General features: G+C 60.6%; 17 protein-coding genes and 1 pseudogene. 8 read left to right on the forward strand and 10 right to left on the reverse strand.

The window, feature by feature from the left end; translation table 11 throughout:
* The first annotated feature begins 234 nt into the window (after window positions 1-234).
* Window positions 235-1,629, forward strand: coding sequence for a GntP family permease (locus CHU71_RS09925; protein WP_086892471.1), 1,395 nt, complete (start codon window positions 235-237; stop codon window positions 1,627-1,629).
* Window positions 1,630-1,679: 50 nt separating this feature from the next.
* Here CHU71_RS09925 and CHU71_RS09930 read toward each other — a convergent pair whose 3' ends face one another.
* From CHU71_RS09930 to CHU71_RS09940, 3 genes are all read right to left on the reverse strand, one after another.
* Window positions 1,680-2,210 (reverse strand): gluconokinase, encoded by a 531-nt coding sequence (locus CHU71_RS09930; RefSeq protein ID WP_240504697.1) that lies wholly within the window; start codon window positions 2,208-2,210, stop codon window positions 1,680-1,682.
* A gap of 2 nt (window positions 2,211-2,212) precedes the next feature.
* Entirely contained in the window at window positions 2,213-2,623 is a 411-nt protein-coding gene (locus tag CHU71_RS09935) for a hypothetical protein (RefSeq protein WP_240504698.1), read from the reverse strand.
* Between the two features lie 110 nt (window positions 2,624-2,733).
* Complete coding sequence (locus CHU71_RS09940) at window positions 2,734-2,982, reverse strand: hypothetical protein (protein ID WP_147760961.1); 249 nt, start codon at window positions 2,980-2,982, stop codon at window positions 2,734-2,736.
* Window positions 2,983-3,114: 132 nt separating this feature from the next.
* Between CHU71_RS09940 and CHU71_RS09945 the strand changes: the two genes are divergently transcribed.
* The gene (locus tag CHU71_RS09945; protein ID WP_147760962.1) at window positions 3,115-5,085 is read left to right on the forward strand and encodes a fructose-specific PTS transporter subunit EIIC; all 1,971 of its coding nucleotides are present in this window, start codon (window positions 3,115-3,117) and stop codon (window positions 5,083-5,085) included.
* Between the two features lie 48 nt (window positions 5,086-5,133).
* On the opposite strand, the gene CHU71_RS09950 is transcribed toward CHU71_RS09945, so the two are convergent.
* Window positions 5,134-5,667, reverse strand: a complete 534-nt coding sequence (locus CHU71_RS09950; protein ID WP_049159527.1) for a 2'-5' RNA ligase family protein — start codon at window positions 5,665-5,667, stop codon at window positions 5,134-5,136.
* Between the two features lie 526 nt (window positions 5,668-6,193).
* Here CHU71_RS09950 and CHU71_RS13205 point away from each other — a divergent pair.
* Both CHU71_RS13205 and CHU71_RS09960 read left to right on the forward strand, forming a co-directional pair.
* Window positions 6,194-7,560, forward strand: a pseudogene (locus CHU71_RS13205) (hypothetical protein).
* Between the two features lie 281 nt (window positions 7,561-7,841).
* On the forward strand, window positions 7,842-8,762 hold the full coding sequence (locus CHU71_RS09960; protein ID WP_147760963.1) for a ribokinase: 921 nt from the start codon (window positions 7,842-7,844) through the stop codon (window positions 8,760-8,762).
* On the opposite strand, the gene CHU71_RS09965 is transcribed toward CHU71_RS09960, so the two are convergent.
* Complete coding sequence (locus CHU71_RS09965; protein WP_147760964.1) at window positions 8,759-9,982, reverse strand: amidohydrolase; 1,224 nt, start codon at window positions 9,980-9,982, stop codon at window positions 8,759-8,761. The two genes, CHU71_RS09960 and CHU71_RS09965, sit on opposite strands and share 4 nt — an antisense overlap.
* A gap of 211 nt (window positions 9,983-10,193) precedes the next feature.
* Here CHU71_RS09965 and CHU71_RS09970 point away from each other — a divergent pair, with 211 nt between their 5' ends.
* From CHU71_RS09970 to CHU71_RS09985, 4 genes are all read left to right on the forward strand, one after another.
* Complete coding sequence (locus CHU71_RS09970; RefSeq protein ID WP_147760965.1) at window positions 10,194-10,955, forward strand: LamB/YcsF family protein; 762 nt, start codon at window positions 10,194-10,196, stop codon at window positions 10,953-10,955.
* The gene (locus CHU71_RS09975) at window positions 10,955-12,511 is read left to right on the forward strand and encodes a 5-oxoprolinase/urea amidolyase family protein (protein WP_147760966.1); all 1,557 of its coding nucleotides are present in this window, start codon (window positions 10,955-10,957) and stop codon (window positions 12,509-12,511) included. Before CHU71_RS09970 ends, CHU71_RS09975 begins: the two co-directional genes overlap by 1 nt.
* Before the next feature lie 2 nt (window positions 12,512-12,513).
* Window positions 12,514-14,268: a biotin carboxylase N-terminal domain-containing protein gene (locus CHU71_RS09980; RefSeq protein WP_147760967.1), complete on the forward strand. Its 1,755-nt coding sequence runs from the start codon at window positions 12,514-12,516 to the stop codon at window positions 14,266-14,268.
* A 90-nt stretch (window positions 14,269-14,358) separates the two neighbouring features.
* Window positions 14,359-14,973: a GntR family transcriptional regulator gene (locus tag CHU71_RS09985; RefSeq protein WP_086891909.1), complete on the forward strand. Its 615-nt coding sequence runs from the start codon at window positions 14,359-14,361 to the stop codon at window positions 14,971-14,973.
* Between the two features lie 177 nt (window positions 14,974-15,150).
* Here CHU71_RS09985 and CHU71_RS09990 read toward each other — a convergent pair whose 3' ends face one another.
* The 5 genes from CHU71_RS09990 to mmuM all read right to left on the reverse strand — a co-directional run bounded on the left by CHU71_RS09990 (window position 15,151) and on the right by mmuM (window position 20,804).
* A complete protein-coding gene (locus CHU71_RS09990; RefSeq protein ID WP_147760968.1) occupies window positions 15,151-15,945 on the reverse strand; it encodes a putative hydro-lyase in 795 nt (264 codons plus the stop codon).
* Between the two features lie 12 nt (window positions 15,946-15,957).
* A complete protein-coding gene (locus tag CHU71_RS09995) occupies window positions 15,958-17,121 on the reverse strand; it encodes an NRAMP family divalent metal transporter (RefSeq protein WP_147761113.1) in 1,164 nt (387 codons plus the stop codon).
* Between the two features lie 236 nt (window positions 17,122-17,357).
* Entirely contained in the window at window positions 17,358-18,989 is a 1,632-nt protein-coding gene (locus CHU71_RS10000; RefSeq protein WP_147760969.1) for a hypothetical protein, read from the reverse strand.
* The gene (locus tag CHU71_RS10005; protein ID WP_086891912.1) at window positions 18,982-19,794 is read right to left on the reverse strand and encodes an ABC transporter ATP-binding protein; all 813 of its coding nucleotides are present in this window, start codon (window positions 19,792-19,794) and stop codon (window positions 18,982-18,984) included. Before CHU71_RS10005 ends, CHU71_RS10000 begins: the two co-directional genes overlap by 8 nt.
* 149 nt (window positions 19,795-19,943) lie before the next feature.
* A complete protein-coding gene (mmuM, locus tag CHU71_RS10015; RefSeq protein WP_240927110.1) occupies window positions 19,944-20,804 on the reverse strand; it encodes a homocysteine S-methyltransferase in 861 nt (286 codons plus the stop codon).
* Window positions 20,805-20,919 lie beyond the last annotated feature (115 nt).

The following is a 20,919-nucleotide window of genomic DNA, read 5'->3' on the forward strand; positions in this document are numbered from 1 at the left end:
TCGACATGTCTCGAGTCTGTCGGCCTGGCCCAGATCGGTGTCCTAAATAAATGGAATCGTCGTCATCGTCCTCCTTCGAGGTAGCGCTGGCACTTAGGTTCCAATTTGAGCTGCACGGTACGAAAGTCACATTTGAGTGGTTATATCCACGCTTATTTCCGATGATAATCTGACTCACAACTACGGCTTAACAGTAAGGCCGTAACTTGAGAAAGGATTAGTTCCATGGACGTCATGGAAACCTGGGAGCCGGTGCTTACAACCGGCCCTCTCCTGGGGATAGCAGCTGCTGCGGTTGCCTTGATCTTGGTCATGGTGATCTACTTCAAGGTTCACGCATTCATCGTGTTGACCATAGTTTCTACCCTGACTGCGCTGGTTGCCGGTATTCCTCTTGAAGGCGTAGTACCGACGCTAACCAAGGGCTTCAGCTCAACGCTTGGTTCCGTTGCGCTGTTGGTTGGTTTGGGCGCCATGATCGGGCGCTTGGTTGAAACCTCCGGTGGCGCTAAATCGCTTGCCGACGCCCTGGTGAAACTCTTCGGCGAAAATAAAGCACCGTTTGCGCTGGGTGTTGCCTCACTGATTATGGGTTTCCCCATCTTCTTCGACGCTGGCTTGATCGTGATGCTGCCGGTGATCTTCGCAGTGGCGCGGCGCCTCAACGGCCCGGTTCTCGCCTACGGTATTCCCGCGGCCGGCGCGTTCTCAGTAATGCACATCTACCTTCCGCCCCACCCAGGTCCTGTCGCGGCCAGCGAATTCTACGGCGCTGACATCGGTCTCATTTTGGCCTTCGGCCTGCTGGTAGCGCTTCCTACGTGGTATCTCTCCGGCTACCGACTGGGCCTGCACTTGGGCAAGAAGTACCCCTTCGTTGTCGGCGATATTTTGACCGGTGAACGCGTGGCGGATGAAGAGCTTCCGGAAAAGCCAGCCTCACCGGCGACGGTCATCGGAATTCTTCTAATCCCAATGCTCCTTATCTTTGGCAACACCGGCTTGTCCGCGCTTTCCTCCGCCGGCCACATTTCCGGCGATGCCACCTGGGCGAAATTCTTCATCTTCCTAGGTCAGACCCCTATCGCACTGCTCATCACGGCGATTGCCGCGATGATTGCGCTCGGATTCAAGCGCGGAATGGACAAGACCGCGATTGAAAAGACCATGGAGTCTTCCCTGGGCCCGATTTGCTCGGTGGTGCTCATTACCGGTGCCGGCGGCATGTTCGGCGGCGTGCTGCGCACCTCTGGAATCGGCGATGCTCTTGCTGATTCTATGGCAGGCCTCGGCATTCCTGTCATTCTTGCCTGCTACCTCATTGCGGTCGCGCTACGTCTTGCGCAGGGTTCTGCCACCGTGGCTCTTACTACTGCAGCAGCGCTCATGGTCCCAGCAGTGGAGGCAGCAGACTACTCTGCAGTGCAGCTTGCTCTTATCGTGCTTGCCACCGCCGCGGGCTCGGTCTTCGGCAGCCACGTCAACGACTCTGGCTTCTGGTTGGTCGGCCGCCTCATGGGCATGGACGTGGCAACCACACTGCGCACGTGGACCCTTAACCAGGCACTCGTTTCCTTCGTCGGCTTCGTCTTCGTGCTGATTCTCTTCGGAATCACCGCGGCTGTATAGACAGGGCCATAAACGCGGCCACATAACACGGCCAAACAAAGTTTGGCCGCTTAGCCCCGCAGATACTCCGCTGCTTCGGCGGTAAGTTCTGCGGGGCTTTGTGCTACGTCGAGCACTATCCCCGGCTCATCCTCACCCAGTTCCTCTAAAGTTTCGAACTGCGATTGCAAAAGCGATACCGGCATGAAGTGGCCTGCACGATTTTGTATGCGCTCCATCAAAAGCTCGTAGCTGCCGTGCAGATGAACGAAAACCGTGTCAGGCGCATGGGTGCGAATCCGATCCCGGTACGAACGCTTAAGCGCTGAACATCCCACGATGGCGCCTTCAGTTTGTCCCTGCATCCACTGCCCGATTGCTTCGAGCCAGGGCCAGCGGTCGGCGTCGTTAAGCGCATGCCCCGCCGACATCTTTTCGATGTTGGCCGCCGGATGCATATCGTCGCCATCTTTAAAGACAAGCCCCAACGTTTCGCCTAATTGCTTGCCGACGGTCGATTTTCCGCAGCCAGACACTCCCATCACGATGACGTGTTTATGGGCAAGTTCCGTGTTCACCTTAGTAGAGTTCACAGCCTTCAAGCCTAGTACTGCGGGGTGAAGTTGATACGCTCAATCTCCGCTCGCGCGGCCGGGTCCAACATCGCGCACAATCCGCCGACCACGTAACGGACTCCGGGAACCGTGGTGGAGGAACCCAGCCCCTGAACGCAGCGATCAAAAGCAGGCAAGCCGATACCTGGCGCCGGCGAATTCATAGAATAGAACGACGCTGCCATCGCCGCACCGCGATTGCTGTTCAGCGCATCGGAGGAGCCCTTGACTCCCTGCCACAAGACTGCCCCAACCGGATCAACTAGGAACTGATGCTGCTCCTCCGGCGTCAACGCCGAGGCTTGGGGTGCCGCCACACCCACTCCGCCACCGCTGACCACGCCAAGGGACAAAAGCCCAACTGCCAAACCACGAGCACAAAAACGAGAGAACTTATTCATAAACGCAATCTATCACGCTAATCAGTTGCGCTAACGGGCTTTCGGCAGAAATAACGCAGCACCCCAAGACCTCACCCAAAGGCTGCCTTCAGCGTTGAATTCAATGGAAGCTACTTGCCCTTTTCAGGTTGTCGATTAGCTATAGTCTGTTGAATCATCACGAGCTCGACTCCTAAGATTTCGCCGGAAGATGACACATCCACAGCACCAGCAATAGATGCTGGATCGTCACTGAAAGATAGTGGAATTGAGTACTGATATTCGCCGACATCTTTGTCATCAGTGCGGTTTAGCGTAATGCCTACATCGTCGAATACGCCTGACAAGGCCAATTTGTCGCCCTTTTCGATCATCTTCATTCTCCCTTTTCCCAATTGGCACGTACATCCGAAATACTATCGCAATTCAACTCCCTCTTCCCTAACTTCAGTTCTCAGGCCAAATACCACCGCCGCTAGATTCCCGATTCCTCGTCCTGTTAGATCACTTTTATGAGTACATCACAATCACAGCCAAGGCTGCTTGCCATTACGGCCTGTCCAACGGGAATCGCACATACCTACATGGCGGCGGAAAACCTTGAGACCGCAGCACAGAAGCTAGGCTACGAGCTTAAGGTGGAAACCCACGGCTCCATCGGCGTCGAGGGGAAGTTTTCGCAGGCAGACATCGATGCGGCAGACGCCGTTGTCATCGCGGCGGATACTGTGGTGGCTAAAGAGCGCTTCGTCGGAAAGCGGCTCGTAGCTACCGGCGTCGACGAAGCCATTGGCCGCCCAGAGGAGCTGCTGGGCCGTGCACTGAAGGCAACGGCGCTAACTTCAGCCGAGGCCCGGCGTGACTCCGCCGAGAGCACCACCCCGGCGGGAGGCCGCACGGAAGGCACTGCCAATTCGGGTCTGCGCGGCTTTGACCAGACGCTTTATAAGTCCCTGATGAACGGCGTCAGCCACATGATCCCCTTCGTGGTCACGGGTGGTCTACTCATCGCGGTCGCGCTGTCAATCGGCGGCACGCCAACCCCGGAGGGCATCGCCATTCCGGAAGGCAGCTTCTGGTTCACCATCAATGAGCTCGGCGCATTGGCGTTTTCACTTATGGTGCCTATTCTTTCCGGCTACATCGCCGTCGGCATCGCGGACCGCCCGGGTCTTGCCCCGGGCCTTATCACTGGCCTTATCGCCACAACCGGTTCCCTGTATGGCTCGGAAGCCGGCGCCGGCTTCATCGGCGGCATCATCACGGGTATCTTGTCCGGCTATGTTGCCCTGGCTATCAAGAAGATTCCGGTGGGCAAATATGTCGCGCCGATTTGGCCGATTATTGTCATTCCGATTCTCACCACACTCATCGTGGGCCTGGCGTTCATCTACATCATCGGTCATCCAGTCTCCGCTGCCTTTGAAGCAATGACGGAATACTTCGCTGGCATGCAGGGTTCTTCCGTGCTTGTCCTAGGTGCTGTCATCGGCGCGATGATTGCCTTCGACATGGGCGGACCTTTCAACAAGACCGCATTCCTCTTTGGCGGCGGTCTCATCGCTGCCGGCAACGCGGCGCCGATGGGCATGGCGGCCACGGCGATTGCCGTGCCACCGCTTGCCGTTGGCGTCGCCACCTTGGTTCGCCGCAGCTGGTTCAACAAGGCCGAGCGCGATTCCGGTATCGCCGCCCTTTTCATGGGCATGTTCGGCATCACCGAAGGCGCGATTCCGCTCGCTGCAGCTCGTCCGCTGCAGGTCATTCCAGCTAACGTCATCGGCGGTGCCGTCGCGGGCGCCATCGCGGGACAGCTCGGCGTCGAGGATCACGTCATGCACGGCGGCCCGATCGTGGCGCTGCTGGGCGCCGTCGACAACGTTGGCGGATTCATCATCGGCCTGGCGGCCGGCATTCTTGTCGACGCCGCGCTTATCCTCCTGCTCGTCGGGATCACCGCCAAGAAGGGCGCCGCGGCGTCGGAAGCAACTCCTGCTGAAGGCGCCAGCGATAGCGACGCCCTGCTTCTGCCCGATACGGTCGCGCTTGAGACCACGCGTGGTACCAACCGCGAAGACATCATTCGCGAGCTCGTCGCTTCCATCGCAGCCGCCGGTCGTACTTCCGACGCCGAAGCGCTTGTCGACGCCGCACTAGCCCGCGAAGAGCAACACTCCACCGGCGTCGGCAATGGCGTTGCCATCCCGCATGCCCGCACTGCAGGAGTCACGCGCCCAACCCTGGCTTTCGCCCGTCTGCCCAAGCCAGGCATCAAGTGGGCCGAGGGCGAGGAGGCAACCGACCTGGTATTCCTCATCGCTGTTCCGGAAGGCTCCGGCAACCAGCACCTCAAGATTCTGTCGAAGCTGGCCCGCCGCCTGATGAAGGAAGAATTCCGCGCGCGACTGCGCGATACGAGCACTCGCGAAGAGGTCATCGACCTAGTTGGCGATGCCATCGCTGTTCCTGCGCAGACGCACTAGTTCCTAGCCTGGAACGCTAAACCCCCCGCTTAGCGGGCACGCTGATGGTTATAGCACCCGCAATTCCTCAGTCGCCGGCCGCCAGTATGCAGCTTGGGCCGCAGTAAATTCCTTCAGCAAGTGCCCGCCGCTGCGTGCAGCGGCGCGGGTGGCCTCGTTGGTTGCAGCATCGAGGACGTCGATATAGCGGCCGACCTCGTCGCGCGGAATGCGAAGCCCCATTGTTAGATGCGGGATCCAGCGTGCTCCTCGTGATTCAGGATTGGCCGCGCTAATCTCCCGGGCGGCAGCTTCGAACTCATCGGTTGTTTCCAAAAGCCAGGCGATTGATTGCTTCGAGCGCGTTCCGAATACTACGGTTCCCACCCGTTGAAAAGTTGCTGGCAATAGCGGCGGAAGCAGTTCAGCGGCCAGCTCCACTGCCTCGGGGGCCATGGACTGTGCAAAAGTAACGGTGATGTGCGGGCGCTGATTCTGGCGTGGCAGACCGCGCCGAACGAGGTCGTCGAATAGCTCGGCGATGGCCTGTTCTTGCTCTTCAGGAAGATAAAGCAAGAGGTTTTCTGGGGATTTGGCGCTCATGATTTCAGGTTATGGCATTTAAACTACTAAGGTTGTCTGGTTCCCTAATGCTGTTAGCCGAGCACATTAGCCCGCATAGTGTTACCCTCACCACTGGGCGCTATAAGCCACGTGACAATACATCCCAGACATCAATTTATTCAGACTATTCCAAGGTGAACTGCGGGGGCTGGGTCAATAAAACGGCATTTTCACCTTTCGAGGGTTTCGGATTGGCCATTTTCCGCATAAGGATTACCCCCGAAAGTAATTATACTTTAGTTTGTGACCGTTCGGACAAGAACACTTTTCGCACGATATAGTCCCAATTCGGAAAGTTCCCAGTCAGCGTTAATTTTCCACCGAAACCTTTTGCATTGTTCATGACACTTATATGAATCTCTATCTTTAATTGTCAATACATCTCTATCGTGCGCCACTGAAAAACACTCGCTAGCGTAGGTCTTCGTCACGCACCGCCAGCGTATTCGCCGTGCGTAACTCGCCAAAAATACGTCCACCTCCAGTCGTTCGAGGAGAACTGAACATGTCTTTCCGTCGTCGCTCCGCCGGCTTGTTCGCCGGTCTTGCCATCGCCGGCAGCGCGCTCATGATGCCAGCAGCTAGCGCTGAAACCATCACCGAGTCCTACCCAGAGACTCCGGCCATCAACGCCAAGCTGCCAATCATCCACACCACCCACGGCTCCGACCACAAGAAGGCTAACGTCCTTAACCCACGCCCGGTCTGCAACCCATGGGAAGACCACCGCACCGTTGTCTACAAGGCAACTGACACTTTCATGCCGGCTGGCACCATCTCCACCACCAACCAGACCAAGAAGGACATTCCGCTCCAGCAGAACCTGTCCAAGTCTCAGTCCATCCAGCTGGAGGTCAACGGCGACCGCACCAGCACCACCTCCATGAACCTGGGTGGCGATGTTTCCGGTAAGAACTCCAAGGGCTCCGCAGGCATCTCCCACGAGATCGCTACCAAGATCGGCGCTTCCCGTCCTACTCCCTGTCCTGGGAGGCTGGCCAGTCCATCGGACCTTACGACGTTCCGCCAAACCACACCGGTGAAGCAACCTACGGCTTCCGTGTTCTGAACATGACCGGTACCCAGCAGTACTGCAAGACCAACGGCACCTGGTCCACCCCGACCGCTTGGTCCGCACTGCAGCCGGTCAAGAACGAGGTTCGCGTCAAGCTGTACGACGACCTTGCTGACTCCTTCGCTCCTAACAAGGACGCACAGAACACCGAGGAGGTTAAGCAGGAAGACAAGGATCCGAAGGCTGACGCTGAGGTTGTCAAGGACAACGAGGCTCCAGTAACCGAAGCACCTGTTTCCGAAGCTGAAGCTAAGAAGGAAGAGGAAGCTGACAAGACAAAGCTCGAAGAAGTAAAGAAGGACGAGAACTCTGACGAAAAGCAGAAGCTCGATCTGAAGCCTTTCTTCACCACCTCCGGCGCTAAGCACTCCGGTTTCGCAGGCACCGTTGCTCTGCAGCTGGAAAACGTTGGCTCTGACCGTTACTACGGCACCTTCCCTGCAGTTCAGTACCGCGTTGACGTGAAGACCGACAAGGGCCCGAAGGGCGTTGACCGCCTCATCACCCCACGTTCTTCCAACGGCGCTCACATCCGTGACCTGGGCTTCAACGAGGAGACCTCCACCCGCACCTTCGAGGTCACCCTGGCTAACCCAATCAACGCTGGCGAGAAGGTTCGCGTTGCAAACCTCGATTTCGGCGATGGCAACACCAAGGAAGGCCGCCTGCACAACTACATCGAGGTAACCCAGATTGGCCGTCTGGAAGGCGACAACTCCCAGGCTAACGACCAGAACGTTGACTCTCGCAAGGCAACCGTCAACGACTTCGGCAAGGAGATTAAGGGCACCTTCTAAGCCCTTCAAGCATCCGTTGCTTGGATAGCCGTTCCACATCTTCGTTCAGCCCCCTTCTCAGGGGCTGGAAGATAGGGAGCGGCTTTTCTAGTTTGGCGCCTGGCTGGTCAGGGGCAAGCGCACACGTCCGTCAGCGTCATGCCAGCACAATTTGCCAAACAAGGCGTCAAAACTTCAAAAAATCCACCCAATATTTGGCAAATTGCGCCCTTGCGCCACCCCAAGCTCGGACGCGGACTCTTAGAGTGGAGCACACAAGGCATAAACGCAAAGGAAACATCATGACTGCAAAACAGCCGCGCTGCGTGGTCGTCGGCTCCATCAACGCCGACTTGATGATTAGCGTGGAGCGCCATCCCACGCCGGGCGAGACACTGATAGGCGGTGGCGGCGACATCCTCGCCGGCGGCAAGGGCGCAAACCAAGCGGTAGCTGCGGCACGCCAAGGCGCCAGCATCTCATTCGTGGGCGCAGTCGGCGATGATGCGTACGCAGGCCCAGCCATGGAACTGCTAGAAGCATCGGGCGTCGATCTCAGCCACGTCGAACACCTCGATTCCACCACCACGGGCCTTGCGGTAATCGAGGTCGCAGCCGATGGCGAGAACACCATCGTCGTGGTCCCCGGCGCGAATGCGCGGGTAGACGCTGAGTTCGTTCAACAGCACGCGCGGGCAATGCACAAGGCGGACTTGGTGCTGCTACAGGGCGAGATTCCCGCCGCAGGATTCCAGAAGGCGGTCGAACTCGCACGCGCGGTAGGCGCCCGCGTGGTGGTGAACCTGGCGCCGGTGGTGGACGTCGATAAGCAGGCGCTCCTACAGGCAGACCCACTCGTGGTTAACGAACACGAGGCGGGGTTGGTGCTCAAGCAACTGGGTGCGCATACGCCGGGCGATGAACCAGAAGAGCTCGTAGAATGCCTGCGCGCCGAAGGCTTTGCCGCGGTGGTGTTAACGCTTGGAGCGCGCGGGGCCATCGTGGCGGATGCCGAGGGCACCACGCCGATTCCCACCCCACAGATCAAAGCGGTGGACACCACGGGCGCCGGCGACGCGTTCACAGGCGCGCTCGTGGCGAAGCTCCTCCAAGGGGCCACGCTTACCGACGCCGCCCATCACGCCGCCCGCGTGGGCGCCTTCGCCGCGCTGGGCCGCGGCGCCCAGCCTTCCTACCCGGATCTAAAAGCGCAGCTTCCTTAAACCGCCAGCCAAGGGCAAAGCGCAGCAACCGTGGCCTCCGCACCTGCTTCCAGGGTGGGGTGCAGCTCAGGGACAAACTGCGGAGAGTGATTGCCCGGTGCATTCTCCGGAGCTGGGAAGCCGCCGACGACCCAGAAGCAATATGGTGTGCCAAAGGCATTCGGGATATCCGGGAAATCCTCAGAGGCTAAGAGAGGCGCGAAGGTCTCCGTGCGCTCCTCCCCCAACAAGGTCTGCATAGACTCGGTGACCTTGGCGGTTACATCGCGGTCATTGTCCAGCACCGGGAAGCGATCGGAGTATTCGAAGGAAGGCTCCGGCGCGCCTGCCGCGGCGGCCTGATTGTTCACGATGCGCTCGATCGAGGCATGAATGTGGTCTTCGACTTCCTGCGAGTAGCAGCGGGTATTGAGCTCGAACACGACTTTATCCGGAATCACGTTGGACTTCGTGCCGCCGTGAATCGTGCCCACGGAGACCACCGCGCGCTCGCTGGCTGGTAGCTCACGGGAGACAATTGTCTGCAGCTGCATGATGATTGAGGAGGAAAGCACGATTGGGTCGACGCCCATCTCCGGCATGGAGCCATGCGAGCCGACGCCGCGCACAGTTACCTTCACAGTGGAAGCCTGGGAGAGGCTAATGCCCTCGTTGGTCGCGATATGCCCCAGTGGCAATGCACCCATGACGTGCTGGCCCAGCATTACATCGGGGACCGGAATCTTGCCGGTGATACCCGCATCGACCATGTTCTTGCCGCCTTCAGCGATCTCCTCGGCGGGCTGGAATACGGCCTCGAAAGTGCCGGACCATGCGTTCCGGTTTTCCGCCAGATAAGAGATGGTGGTCAAAAGCCACGTGGTGTGCATGTCGTGGCCGCACATGTGCCCGACCGGAACTTCCTCGCCCGTCTTAGCGGAGATCTGCGTTGCAGTGGAAGCATAGTCCACGCCCGAGTCTTCCTTCACTGGCAAGCCGTCGAAATCGGCACGCATCGCCACGGTTTGGCCATCGCCATTGCGCAGGATTCCGACGACGCCGGCCCCGACGTCGACTACCTCGACGTCGCCAAGCGCCTCCAGCTCTTTGATAATCCGTGCCTTGGTTTCGACTTCCTGGAGCGAGAGCTCTGGGTGCTGGTGGAACCACTTATAAAGTTCCTCACGCTGCGACTGCGTCTTTTCCAGATACGTTTCCAAAGATTCAAACAGTTGCGTCATAGATCCTACCTTATGCCTGCCCGGTCACCGCTTGCAGAGAACGCACCCTTGGCGCCACATACCCCGCCAACCCCGCCACCGCCATCATCGGCGCAGCGTGACTACCCCCGCCCTTCCTCAAAAATGGCGTCCCACTTCACAAAGTGACGTGACGCACGATACACTGTCCGTCTATAGATTGTTGAACAATTTTCAAAGGGGATTTGAGTGTATGAGCCAGCTCTTTATTGATCTCAATGCCGACCTCGGCGAGACCACCGCAGGCAATCCAGTCGCAGACGACGCAGCGATGCTCAAGCTGGTCTCCTCTGCCAACGTCGCCACCGGCTTCCACGCGGGTGACCCACACTCCATCGCCGGCACCGTCCGCGCAGCTAAAGAGGCGGGCGTCGTCGTAGGCGCTCACGTGGGCTACAACGACCCAGCCGCGTTCGGCCGTCGCTTCATCGACTACAACCCGGCTGAGTTGGCAGACGAAGTCACCTATCAAATCGGCGCGCTTGAGGCGCTGGCCCGCGCACACGGCACTCGCGTTGCCTACGTCAAGCCGCACGGCGCGATGTACAACGCCATCGTTCACCACGAAGCCCAGGCCAAGGCAGTCATCGACGGCATCAAGACCTTTGGAGATATCCCGGTCATGCTGCTGCCGGGCGGCGTGGCAGTCGACGTCGCCGAGGCACGCGGCCTGACTGTCATCCGCGAGGCCTTCGCCGACCGCAACTACAACCCCGACGGCACCCTAGTCTCGCGCACGCAGGACAATGCTGTGCTGCACTCGGCAGACGACGTCGTAAAGCGCGTGCTCGAGGTGGCAGAAACCGGCTCCATCACCGCCATCGACGGCAGCGTCCTTAGCGTGGATGCGCAGTCCGTTTGCACCCACGGTGACTCCCCGGGCGCCGTGGAGATGCTGCGCGGCGTGGTAGCCGAGCTGAATGCCCGTGGCATTGAAATCCGGAGCTTTATCTAATGCACATTCACCCCGTAGGAACCCGCGCGCTGCTCGTGGAGTTGGATGGACTTTCCCAGGTCATGGCCTGGCACGAGGCACTTACTGCGCAGCCGCTGAAAGACCAAGTCGATGCGATTGCCGCAGCGACAACCCTATTGCTCACCTTTAATACCCCAAACTCGGCGCATGCCGCCGCCGAGTTCTTGAAGGATTTCCACCCTTCCGCACGCTCCGTGGAGGAACCACGCTTGGTGGAAATCGACGTGCTTTACGACGGCGAGGATGTCGACGAAGCCGCGTCCCTCCTGGGGATGTCGCGCGAGGCGCTCATCGACTGGCATACCTCGACCGAGTGGCTCGCGGCCTTTGGCGGCTTTGCGCCGGGCTTTACGTATTGCACCCCGGCAGATGCCTCCCGCGGCGTCGACATCCCGCGTCGCTCTACCCCGCGTACCGCCGTTCCCGCTGGTGCCGTGGGTATCGCGGGTAATTTCTCCGCGGTCTACCCGCGCGTCTCCCCCGGCGGCTGGCAGCTGCTAGGCACCACCACGACGCCGATGTGGGAATCGGATGCGCAGCCGCCGGCACTGGTGCAGCCCGGCGACCGCGTGCGCTACCGCGCCGTCAGCTCCCTGCCGGACATCGTGTCCACCACCCCGTTTGGCCGCCGTACCCCGGCGCGCCTGCCACGTATGGAAGTCATCGACCCAGGCCTTGTCACCCTCTTCCAGGACCAAGGCCGCCCGGGCCGCGGCAACTTAGGCGTTACCCCGTCGGGAGCGGCGGACCAGGCAGCAGCGGCCACCGCCAACGTCGCGGTGGGCAACCCGCGTGGCGCCACCGTGCTGGAGAACATCGGCGGTATTCGCCTGCGCGCCCTGACCGATACCGTCATCTGTGTGACCGGCGCGCAAGCCCGCGTACTCCTCGACGAGATGCCGGTGCACCTCGCGCGCCCAGTGCTCGTGACAGCGGGTTCCACCGTGATCGTCGAGCCGGCCACGTACGGCATGCGCTCCTACATCGCCATCCGCGGCGGCATCGTGGCCGATACCGAGCTGGGTTCCGCCTCCACCGACGTGCTCTCTGGGCTGGGCCCTGCGCCCGTGCGCATCGGTGACATCATCGGTGTCCTGCCGCGCTCGAGTGCCATGACGGATGCGCAGCTGACCAATCCGCTGCGCGTTTCCGAGGGCTCCAACGGGCAGACCTCCGGCGTACTGCGCTGCGTGCTCGGCCCGCGCGACGACTGGTTCACGCAGGACAGCCTCGACGCGTTCCTGGAGCGCAAATGGGAGGTCACCCCGCAGTCCAATCGCGTGGGTCTACGTCTGACCGCCGCTTCCGCTGCGGAGGCGCCGCTCCAGCGTTCCCGCGAAGGCGAGCTACCCAGCGAGGGCATGGTGGCCGGCTCCGTGCAGGTCCCGCCATCGGGTGAGCCGGTAGTCTTCCTGCGCGACCACGCCGTCACGGGCGGCTACCCCGTCATCGCCACCGTCTTGGAAGAAGACATCGACATCGCCGCGCAGCTCCCGCCGGGAGCCACGGTCCACTTTGAACTAGTTGAAGGTTAATCATGATTTCTGCAGTCCTTATTGCCAACCGCGGCGAGATCGCCGTGCGCATTGCGCGCGCTGCGCGTGACCTGGGCATCCGCTCCATCGCCATTTACTCCGAGGCCGACGCTGGCGCGCTGCACACCCGTGTAGCTGACGAGGCCTACGCACTGCCCGGCAACGCCGCGGCCGATACCTACATGAATGTCCCAGCGCTGCTCGACATCGCCGTGCGTGCCGGTGCCGACGCTGTACACCCGGGCTACGGCTTCCTCTCTGAGAACGCCGACTTCGCCCGCGCTGTGGCCAGCGCCGGCCTGACCTGGATTGGCCCAACCCCAGAATCCATCGAGCTGCTCGGCGACAAGATCGCCGCCCGCCGCGTGGCCGAAGAGGTCGGCGCTCCCCTGGCTCCTGGCACCTCCGACCCCATCGACGACTGGCAGGAGGCCCGCGCCTTCGCCGAGGAACACGGCCTGCCGATTGCCATCAAGGCTGCATATGGTGGCGGTGGACGCGGCCTGAAGGTTGTGGAAAACCTGGAAGACATTGAGGCGGCCTTCAACTCCGCAGGCCGCGAGGCCAAGGAGGCCTTCGGCCGCGCCGAGTGCTACGTGGAGAAGTTCCTCACCCACCCGCGCCACGTCGAAGCGCAAATCCTCGCCGATACCCACGGCAACGTCGCCGTGCTCGGCACCCGCGACTGTTCCACGCAGCGTCGCTTCCAAAAACTCATCGAGGAAGCTCCCGCACCTGCGCTTAGCGACGCCCAGCGCACCGGCATCCACGAGGGCGCCCGCGCCATCTGCGCCAAGGTGGGTTACACCGGCGCTGGAACCGTGGAGTACATCGTCTCTGAGGACGGCACCATCTCCTTCCTCGAGGTCAACACCCGTGTGCAGGTAGAGCACCCAGTCACTGAGGTCGTGACCGGCGTGGACATCATCGCGGAGCAGTTCCGCATCGCTTCGGGCGAGCCACTGTCCTTCGTGGACGAATCCCTCGACCCGGAGCCGCACGGCCACGCTTTCGAGTTCCGCATCAACGCCGAGGACATCCTCAACGGTTTCGCACCGTGCCCGGGCACCATCGTGCGCTTCGAGCCACCAACGGGCCCCGGCATCCGCGTGGACGCGGGTGTGCGCTCGGGTTCCATCGTGCCGCCGTACTACGACTCGCTGATTGCCAAGCTGCTGGTCTGGGGACCGACCCGCGAGGTGGCCCTGGCCCGCGCCAAGCAGGCCCTGGCCGAGTTCGACATCGAAGGCGTGCGCACCGTACTGCCGTTCCACCGCGACATGGTGGACTCTCAGGTACTCGCCGACCACGGCGATGCCGAGGCCACAGCTGGTATCTACACGGACTGGCTTGACCACAACTACCGCCCGTCTGCGGAGTCCACGAGCAACATTGTGCCGGTCGAGACCATTTACGCCAAGCGCACTCAGGTAGCCATCGAAATCGACGGCAAGCTGGTCAGCGTCGGTTTGCCGGAGAACCTGTTTGCGGCAGCCCCGGCGGCTGCTGGTGGGGTGAAGGTGGCGTCGCCAAGCGCGGGCTCGCAGGAAGGCGAGGTAACCGCACCGTATGATGCAAACCTCGTGGCGTGGAACGTCGCGGATGGTGACAAGGTCGAAGAGGGCGAGGCCATCGCGACCATCGAGGCGATGAAGATGGAGTCTTCTGTCAAAGCGCCGTCCACGGGCACCATCACGCTGGTGGCGCAGGAAGGCGACCGTCTGAGCACCGGCTCGGTCATCGCGGCGATCAAGTAGCGGATCGCAATCGTAAAACCAGGATGGTAAATCCACACACCACTAGTCTCAGCGGTTTACCTGCGCGCCCAATGGGTTAAGCTGTCTGGCATGCTTTCTCAGTCTGTGGCGTCGGAGATTCGCGATGCCATCTCGGCCGGCGAGTTCATGCCCGGTCAACAGCTCAGCGAGGTCAAAGCCGCTGAGCGTTTCTCTTGTTCCCGCAATACGCTCCGCGAGGCGTTCACTGAGCTCGCTGCGCAGCGACTCGTGGAGCGCATCCCCAACCGGGGCGTCTTCATTGCCACGCCGGACGCCGACTACGTGCGAGACCTGTTTATCGCACGTGCGGCCATCGAGCCTTCCGGCGTGCTGTGGGGCGAATTCGCCGATCCGGCAGCGTTGATTAAGCTTGTCACTTCTGCTCGCGCCGCGCAGGAAAACGGCGAGGACCAGGAAGTATCCAACATTAATCAGCGTTTTCACCGCGCACTGGTGGCGTCGCTAAATTCCCCGACGCTTAACGCACAAATGAACAACCTACTCGCGCGGATGCGGCTGAGCTTCTTGCTCGTTATCCCGCGCTACCCCACCTTGCACGCTGAGCACATTGAGGGCAACATCCGCCTGGCCCAGCTCATTGCCGATGGAAAACGCGAAGAAGCTGCCGCGCTTTTGCACGACAGCTTGCTGCGGACCCGCGAGAAGATGCTCGCGGTCATCTAGCTTGGGGAGGCTTGGCGGGGAGGCTTGACGGGGCGGCTCCCCTGCCCCCATTGTGGTTTGGTCCCATTGGTTGGGTCCCTTTGTGGGGTAAAGGGACCATTAAGCCGAGTTTTCCGGCACCGGCCACTCGTAAAGGAACCCAACCAATGAAACCCAAGCAATGGGACCAAACCGGGCTTAAGGCACCTGGTAGTCCACGTCGGGCGCGTCAGTGACGAGCATCTTGCCGGGCTGGTGGGTAATCGCCAGGCGCGGCTTCGAGTTCATCACCACCGCTTGTGGCGTCACGCCACAAGCCCAGAACACCGGAATGTGCCCTTCCGGGATGTCCACGACGTCGCCGAAGTCAGGGCGAGAAAGATCCAAAATGCCAATATCCTCAGGGTTTCCCACGTGCACCGGCGCCCCGTGCACCGACGGGTAACGCGAGGTGATGCGCACGGCGTCGGCAACCTGAGATGCAGGAATCGGTCGCATGGAGACCACCAGCGGTCCGCTGAAAATGCCGGCCGGAGTGGTGGGAATGTTCGTGCAATACATCGACACGTTGCGTCCCTGCTCGATATGAGCCAGCGTAATGCCGTTTTCCTGCATCGCCGACTCGAAAGTAAACGAGCAGCCGATGAGGAACGTGACCATGTCCTCAGTCCAGAACTCAGTGGCGTCCTCCACGGAGTCGGTTAGCTCACCGTCGCGGAAGATGCGGTAGCCGGGAATGTCGGTGCGGATATCACCACCCGCAAGCAGCTCCGAGCTGTATTGACCCGCCTCCAGCACGCCCACAATCGGGCACGCCTTCGGATTGCGCTGAGCAAACAGCAGGAAGTCGAACGCGTATTCCTGCGGCACCGCAAGCAGGTTGGCCTGCATGTATCCGTCAGCGAAACCCGCCGTAGTCACCATCTGATTCTGCCGGGCATGCGCGCGCACGTTAGCGGGCTGCATCGTGGAAGGATGTGCAGTGTAAGACATCGACCAAGGCCCCTAAGCCCAAAGCTTCATGATTCCGGAGATGGAGTTGAAACCGATGTAGAACTCCAGCAGCAGCGCGAGGGAACCAACCACCAGCAGCCACATTGGATGCTTGACTCCGCCGAGGAGATCGCGGCGTCGGAAAGCAACCCACATAACCATCGCAAACGCAATAGGCAAAATGATGCCGTTAAACGCACCTGCGAAAATCAGCAGCTTCTGAGGAGCGGAGTTGAGGATGACGAACAAGATAGTGCAGACCACGATGAAGCCCACCGTGAGGAAGTTGCGGGTGCACGGGGCGACCTTCTGCGTGGTCACAAAGGAGATCGAGGTGTAGGAAGCGCCAATCACCGAGGACAAGCCCGCGGCAAAGAGCACCACTCCGAACGCACGGAGGCCGAACTCGCCGGCGGCTTGGCGGAAGGCGTCGGCAGCAGTGTTGTCCTCAGACAGTGCCACGCCCGTGCTGACGACACCCAGCACAGCCAAGAAGAGCAGCACGCGCATGATGCCGGTGATGATGACGCCCATGACCGAGGTCGTGGTGATGTTCTTGATGTGCTCCGGGCCGGTCATGCCGTTGTCGATGAGGCGGTGCGCACCCGCAAAAGTGATGTAGCCACCGACGGTGCCGCCGATGAGGGTGGTAATAACGAAGAAATCAACTTCTTCCGGCATGACGGTGTTCTTGAGCGCCTCGCCCACTGGCGGCTGCGAGACGATAGCCACGTAGAGCATGAGCAGGATCATGATGGCGCCAAGGGCTGCAACCAGACGGTCGAGCGCGATGCCAGCCTTCTTGGACAAGAAGATGAAGATGGCAATTGCCGCAGCGATGACCGAGCCGATGCGGGCGTCAATGCCGAGCATTGCGTTCAAGCCCAAGCCGGAGCCAGCAATGTTGCCGATGTTGAATACCACACCGCCGATGAAGACGAGCACCGCGAGGAACCAGCCAAGGCCCGGCAGAACGGTGTTGCCAAGCTCGTTGGCGCGCATGCCGGAGAGGCACAGAACGCGCCAGACGTTGAGCTGGATGGCGATGTCCACGATGATGCTGAGCAGAATCGCAAAAGCGAAAGCTGCACCCATCTGGACGGTAAAGACGGAGGTCTGGGTCAAAAAGCCCGGACCGATGGAGGAGGTGGCCATGAGGAACATGGCACCCGCCATTGCGCCGATCCCCTTGGGTGGGTTCTTGACGACTTCAGTTGTTTCAGCGCTCACCAAACTGTCCTTTCGTGATGCAGGTCGCATAAGTTTCGTGACGCACATCATCTTAAGGGGTTGTTCAACAATTTAGGAAGAAAATTGGTCAACCACTTTAAAAGCCCAGCTCGAGGATGCGTTTTTCGGGTGCCCCCTTGCGCTTGACGACGCCCCCTCACCGTTTCCCGCGCCTACACGGTCTACTTCACCCAGGCGTCGACCTTTGCGTAAATCTCCGGCATCTTGCTGTCCACGTGTTTGCCGACGAAGTGCAGGCAAAGAAACTCGACGATGACCGGGATAACTAACGCCAGGGCTGCACCGGAGCACAGCAGCGCGACGGAGTCGTTGTTGTAGCCGATGACCATGAGCACCAAGCCCGGCGCGGAAGCGACCCACCCCAAGAAGAAACCTAGGAACGCGCCCACAAAGGCACCGGCCGAATAACCCGACTTATCGGCCAGCGGGTTGGTCCCTGGCGCCGAGGTTGGATAGGGATTCACTGCGCTAAGCACCGCGGAACACGCACCCGAGGACAGCAACATTCCCAGCGATGCGCAGCCAAAGCACACCGAAAGAAGTGGCCGACCTCCGAAGATGGTTGCGACGACCGTGACACACAGCACGAAGAGGACGGCCGGGGTGATGTGAGCAAAGTGGCGCGCCGCGAAGTACTTGTGCGGCGGCGTCGGCGTCACCATCTTGCACCATCCCGATGGACCGTCGTAGCCAAAGTCGTTGACGGCTACGAGTCCGCCGAGCAGCCCCAAGAACACGAGGCCACCCATTCCCAAAGTGAAGTCACCCGTGACCACCTTGTAAATGGCGAATACGCCAACGAGCGGGAGCATTAACAAGGTTCCCAGCAAGCGGGAGTCGCGGCCCATGTACAGCAAGGAGCGCGAATACTCCATCGCGGCGGGGCTACGATAGGCCACACCATGCAGCCGCAAGCGGCTGACACCGTGATCCTTGATGGGCGCTTTCGATGCCCTTAGCAGGCCAGGCTTGGCGAAGTCGCGCGCAATCAAGTATCGCCACCACGCCACGAGCGCAACCACGGTAGCCGCTGCGATAAGCAGCTGGATCCCGGCCTCAATGTAGGAACCATTTGCGAGGGCCGTCGCCCAGCCCGTTGCGGCGCTCAGGGGCGTCCATGCCGCGACGTCGCCAATAGCGCCCAAGGGGATAGCACCATCGAATCTGCCGTTTAAGGACAACATCGCGAGGATCAGCACCACGCCGAAGATGCCCGCAAAGGCCTTGCCTTTGTCACTGTCGAGGAAGGTGAAGGTGCGCGCCACGTTGACGACGCACTCGGACAGAACAATCGTGACAAACCACGACAAGACCATCCCAACCACGAAGGCCACAATCGACACGGCTGGAATCGCCGCCCCGAAATTCACAATGAAAATGGACCCCAATACCGCCCACACTATGGAGCACACAGCGGAAATGATGACGCGGGAGTTGATGAACGCAATAGCCATCAGCCCTGGCCGCGCTTCCTGCATACGCACGGACAGTCCCACAAAGGAGTCGGAATCCAGTTGTCGCTCACCAGCGGGCAAGAATACCGCCAGCAAGAGGTAAACCACGACGCCAATGACATTCGCTCCGGTCAGCGCATGGAAGCTATCGCCACCAGAGTAAAGCGCGAAGCCCACCATTGCTCCCAGGTTGAAAACCCCGAGGAAGCCATAGATGGCCAACAAAACGATCATCATGATCTGGGCACTGTTGCCCTGCAGCCCACGCTTCCACAGCACTCGGTGCAGCGCGACGGTGGTTGCCCGCAGACTGCGCGGGGACTTCTGCGCCTCAGACATGGCTAGCCCCCTTACCGCTGAGCCAATCGAATGCGCTCTCGCTCAGTTCCTCGCCGCCAACCAAATCGATAAACACGTCCGTCAAAGTTTTGTCCCCGCGGACTTCGTCCACTGTGCCGCTGGTGAGCACGTGGCCATCGCCGATGATCGCAACATGCGTACACAGCCCCTCTACCAGCGACATCACGTGTGAGGACACGACAACGGTGCCGCCGCGCGCAGCATAGTTCAGAAGGAGGCGCTGAATGAGCTGCCCGGACACGGGATCCACGGCCTCGAGCGGCTCGTCCAGCACAAGCACCTCCGGGTTGTGCAGCACAGCGCCTGCCAGCAGAATCTTCTTCGTCATACCCGCGGAGTAGTCCGCGATCTTCTTGGCAGCCGCCTCATCCAGGAATAGTGCGTGCAGCAACTCGTTGGCACGGCGCTGGGATTCGGCTTCGTCGAGTTGCCGCAAGGCGCCCAGGTAATACAGGTACTCGGCTCCGGTGAGACGGTCGAACACGGGGGCTCCGTCCATGAGCAGGCCCATCGCCTGCTTGGCTTCGGTGGGCTCAGCCCACACGTCGTGGCCGGCGATGAAGGAGGTTCCAGCGTCTGGGCGCTGCAAACCGCACGCCATCGTGAGCATCGTGGTCTTGCCGGCACCGTTCGGCCCCACGATTCCGTAGATGGAACCGCGCGGCACGTCTAGGTCTAAGTTGTGAACGGCAGGCCTGCCGTCAAAGGACTTGTGCAGTCCTCGAACTGAAAAAGCAGCAGCGCGGGGATCTGACAAAATCGGGGCATGACTAAAACTATCCATGCACGACACACTAGCTAAGACCGTTTTTCATTTCTACGGCTAAAAGGGGCCCTCTTTACAGGTTTCCATCTAGAGAAAGGCTTAGTGGAAGACCATGCCGCCATCGACCACGATGGTCTGGCCGGTGATGTAATCGGAGTCCGCACCGGCTAGTACGCCTGCTGCGAAATCAGCCGAATCTGTTCCGGCGTAGTTCGACAGCACCCACCCAGCAGAGTCACGCCCGCGGCACGCAACTGGCGTGCGGCTTCGACCAGCCCCCGCGAATGCTCGTCATCGCGGCGCCATTGGCGGGACACATGATCCCAGGTCTCGCCGCTGTTGGGGTAGGCAAGCACGGGCAGATCGATGCCCTCACGCATGCGCTTAACGACGGCCTTTGTCGTCTCCGCATCACAACAATTCACGCCCAGGGCGCCGAGGTTGCGCGCCTGCTTCGCGAGCTCGATGACCTGCGCAACCTTGGCAGGGTCCGCTGTGAGCGCGCCGGTGACGCTGAGCGCATAGGGCTTGCCGGTGGCGTCGAGTAGCTCCAGCAATGCAGCCGCCTCGTCAACGTTGGGAATGGTCTCAGCAAGCAGGAAGTCAGCGTCGGTTGCGGCGAGCACCTCGATGCGGCGCTGGTGCCAGCGCTTAAGCTCCTCGCAGCCCAGCCCGTAGGCACCGTCGTAGTCCGTGCCTTCACCGGGGCCTGCACCATAAGGCCCCACTGAGGCGGCCACCAAACCATCGGGACGCGCATTGTTCGCGGCAGCGCGTGCCACCTCCACGCTGCGACGCAGCAGCTCTTCAGCTTCGACGCCGAGCACATCGAAGGTCACCTGGTACGACGCCGTGGTGGCCACCTGCGCGCCCGCGCGATAAAAGTCCTCGTGCGCCGCCTGAATTTCAGCAGGGTTCTCGCGCAGAATCTGCGCCGACCACAACTGTCCCGAGATGTCGTTACCGCGGGACTCCAGGTGGGTGCCGAGGCCGCCGTCAAGAATCAGCGGCGTTTCAAAACACTTCATACGTTGCAGCCTAACCAGTAGGCGCCACATTCCCTCAATTTGTTTTCAACGCCTGCACCGCAATCGCATGCGGCGCCGGCGCCCCACACGCGCGGGACAAGCGAAAACTTTCTCG

It is taken from the genome of Corynebacterium sp. LK14, assembly GCF_008042215.1.
Lineage (GTDB): Bacteria > Actinomycetota > Actinomycetes > Mycobacteriales > Mycobacteriaceae > Corynebacterium > Corynebacterium striatum.

What these genes read in the sequence shown, in the direction of transcription:
- CHU71_RS10000 (WP_147760969.1), bottom strand. Translation starts at nt 18,989, where the DNA reads ATGTCTGAGGCGCAGAAGTCCCCGCGCAGTCTGCGGGCAACCACCGTC.
- CHU71_RS09945 (WP_147760962.1), top strand. Translation starts at nt 3,115, where the DNA reads ATGAGTACATCACAATCACAGCCAAGGCTGCTTGCCATTACGGCCTGT.
- CHU71_RS09940 (WP_147760961.1), bottom strand. Translation starts at nt 2,982, where the DNA reads ATGAAGATGATCGAAAAGGGCGACAAATTGGCCTTGTCAGGCGTATTC.
- CHU71_RS09935 (WP_240504698.1), bottom strand. Translation starts at nt 2,623, where the DNA reads ATGAATAAGTTCTCTCGTTTTTGTGCTCGTGGTTTGGCAGTTGGGCTT.
- CHU71_RS09950 (WP_049159527.1), bottom strand. Translation starts at nt 5,667, where the DNA reads ATGAGCGCCAAATCCCCAGAAAACCTCTTGCTTTATCTTCCTGAAGAG.
- CHU71_RS09985 (WP_086891909.1), top strand. Translation starts at nt 14,359, where the DNA reads ATGCTTTCTCAGTCTGTGGCGTCGGAGATTCGCGATGCCATCTCGGCC.
- CHU71_RS09965 (WP_147760964.1), bottom strand. Translation starts at nt 9,982, where the DNA reads ATGACGCAACTGTTTGAATCTTTGGAAACGTATCTGGAAAAGACGCAG.
- CHU71_RS09995 (WP_147761113.1), bottom strand. Translation starts at nt 17,121, where the DNA reads ATGGCGGGTGCCATGTTCCTCATGGCCACCTCCTCCATCGGTCCGGGC.
- CHU71_RS09990 (WP_147760968.1), bottom strand. Translation starts at nt 15,945, where the DNA reads ATGTCTTACACTGCACATCCTTCCACGATGCAGCCCGCTAACGTGCGC.
- CHU71_RS09925 (WP_086892471.1), top strand. Translation starts at nt 235, where the DNA reads ATGGAAACCTGGGAGCCGGTGCTTACAACCGGCCCTCTCCTGGGGATA.
- CHU71_RS09980 (WP_147760967.1), top strand. Translation starts at nt 12,514, where the DNA reads ATGATTTCTGCAGTCCTTATTGCCAACCGCGGCGAGATCGCCGTGCGC.
- mmuM (WP_240927110.1), bottom strand. Translation starts at nt 20,804, where the DNA reads ATGAAGTGTTTTGAAACGCCGCTGATTCTTGACGGCGGCCTCGGCACC.
- CHU71_RS10005 (WP_086891912.1), bottom strand. Translation starts at nt 19,794, where the DNA reads ATGGATAGTTTTAGTCATGCCCCGATTTTGTCAGATCCCCGCGCTGCT.
- CHU71_RS09975 (WP_147760966.1), top strand. Translation starts at nt 10,955, where the DNA reads ATGCACATTCACCCCGTAGGAACCCGCGCGCTGCTCGTGGAGTTGGAT.
- CHU71_RS09960 (WP_147760963.1), top strand. Translation starts at nt 7,842, where the DNA reads ATGACTGCAAAACAGCCGCGCTGCGTGGTCGTCGGCTCCATCAACGCC.
- CHU71_RS09970 (WP_147760965.1), top strand. Translation starts at nt 10,194, where the DNA reads ATGAGCCAGCTCTTTATTGATCTCAATGCCGACCTCGGCGAGACCACC.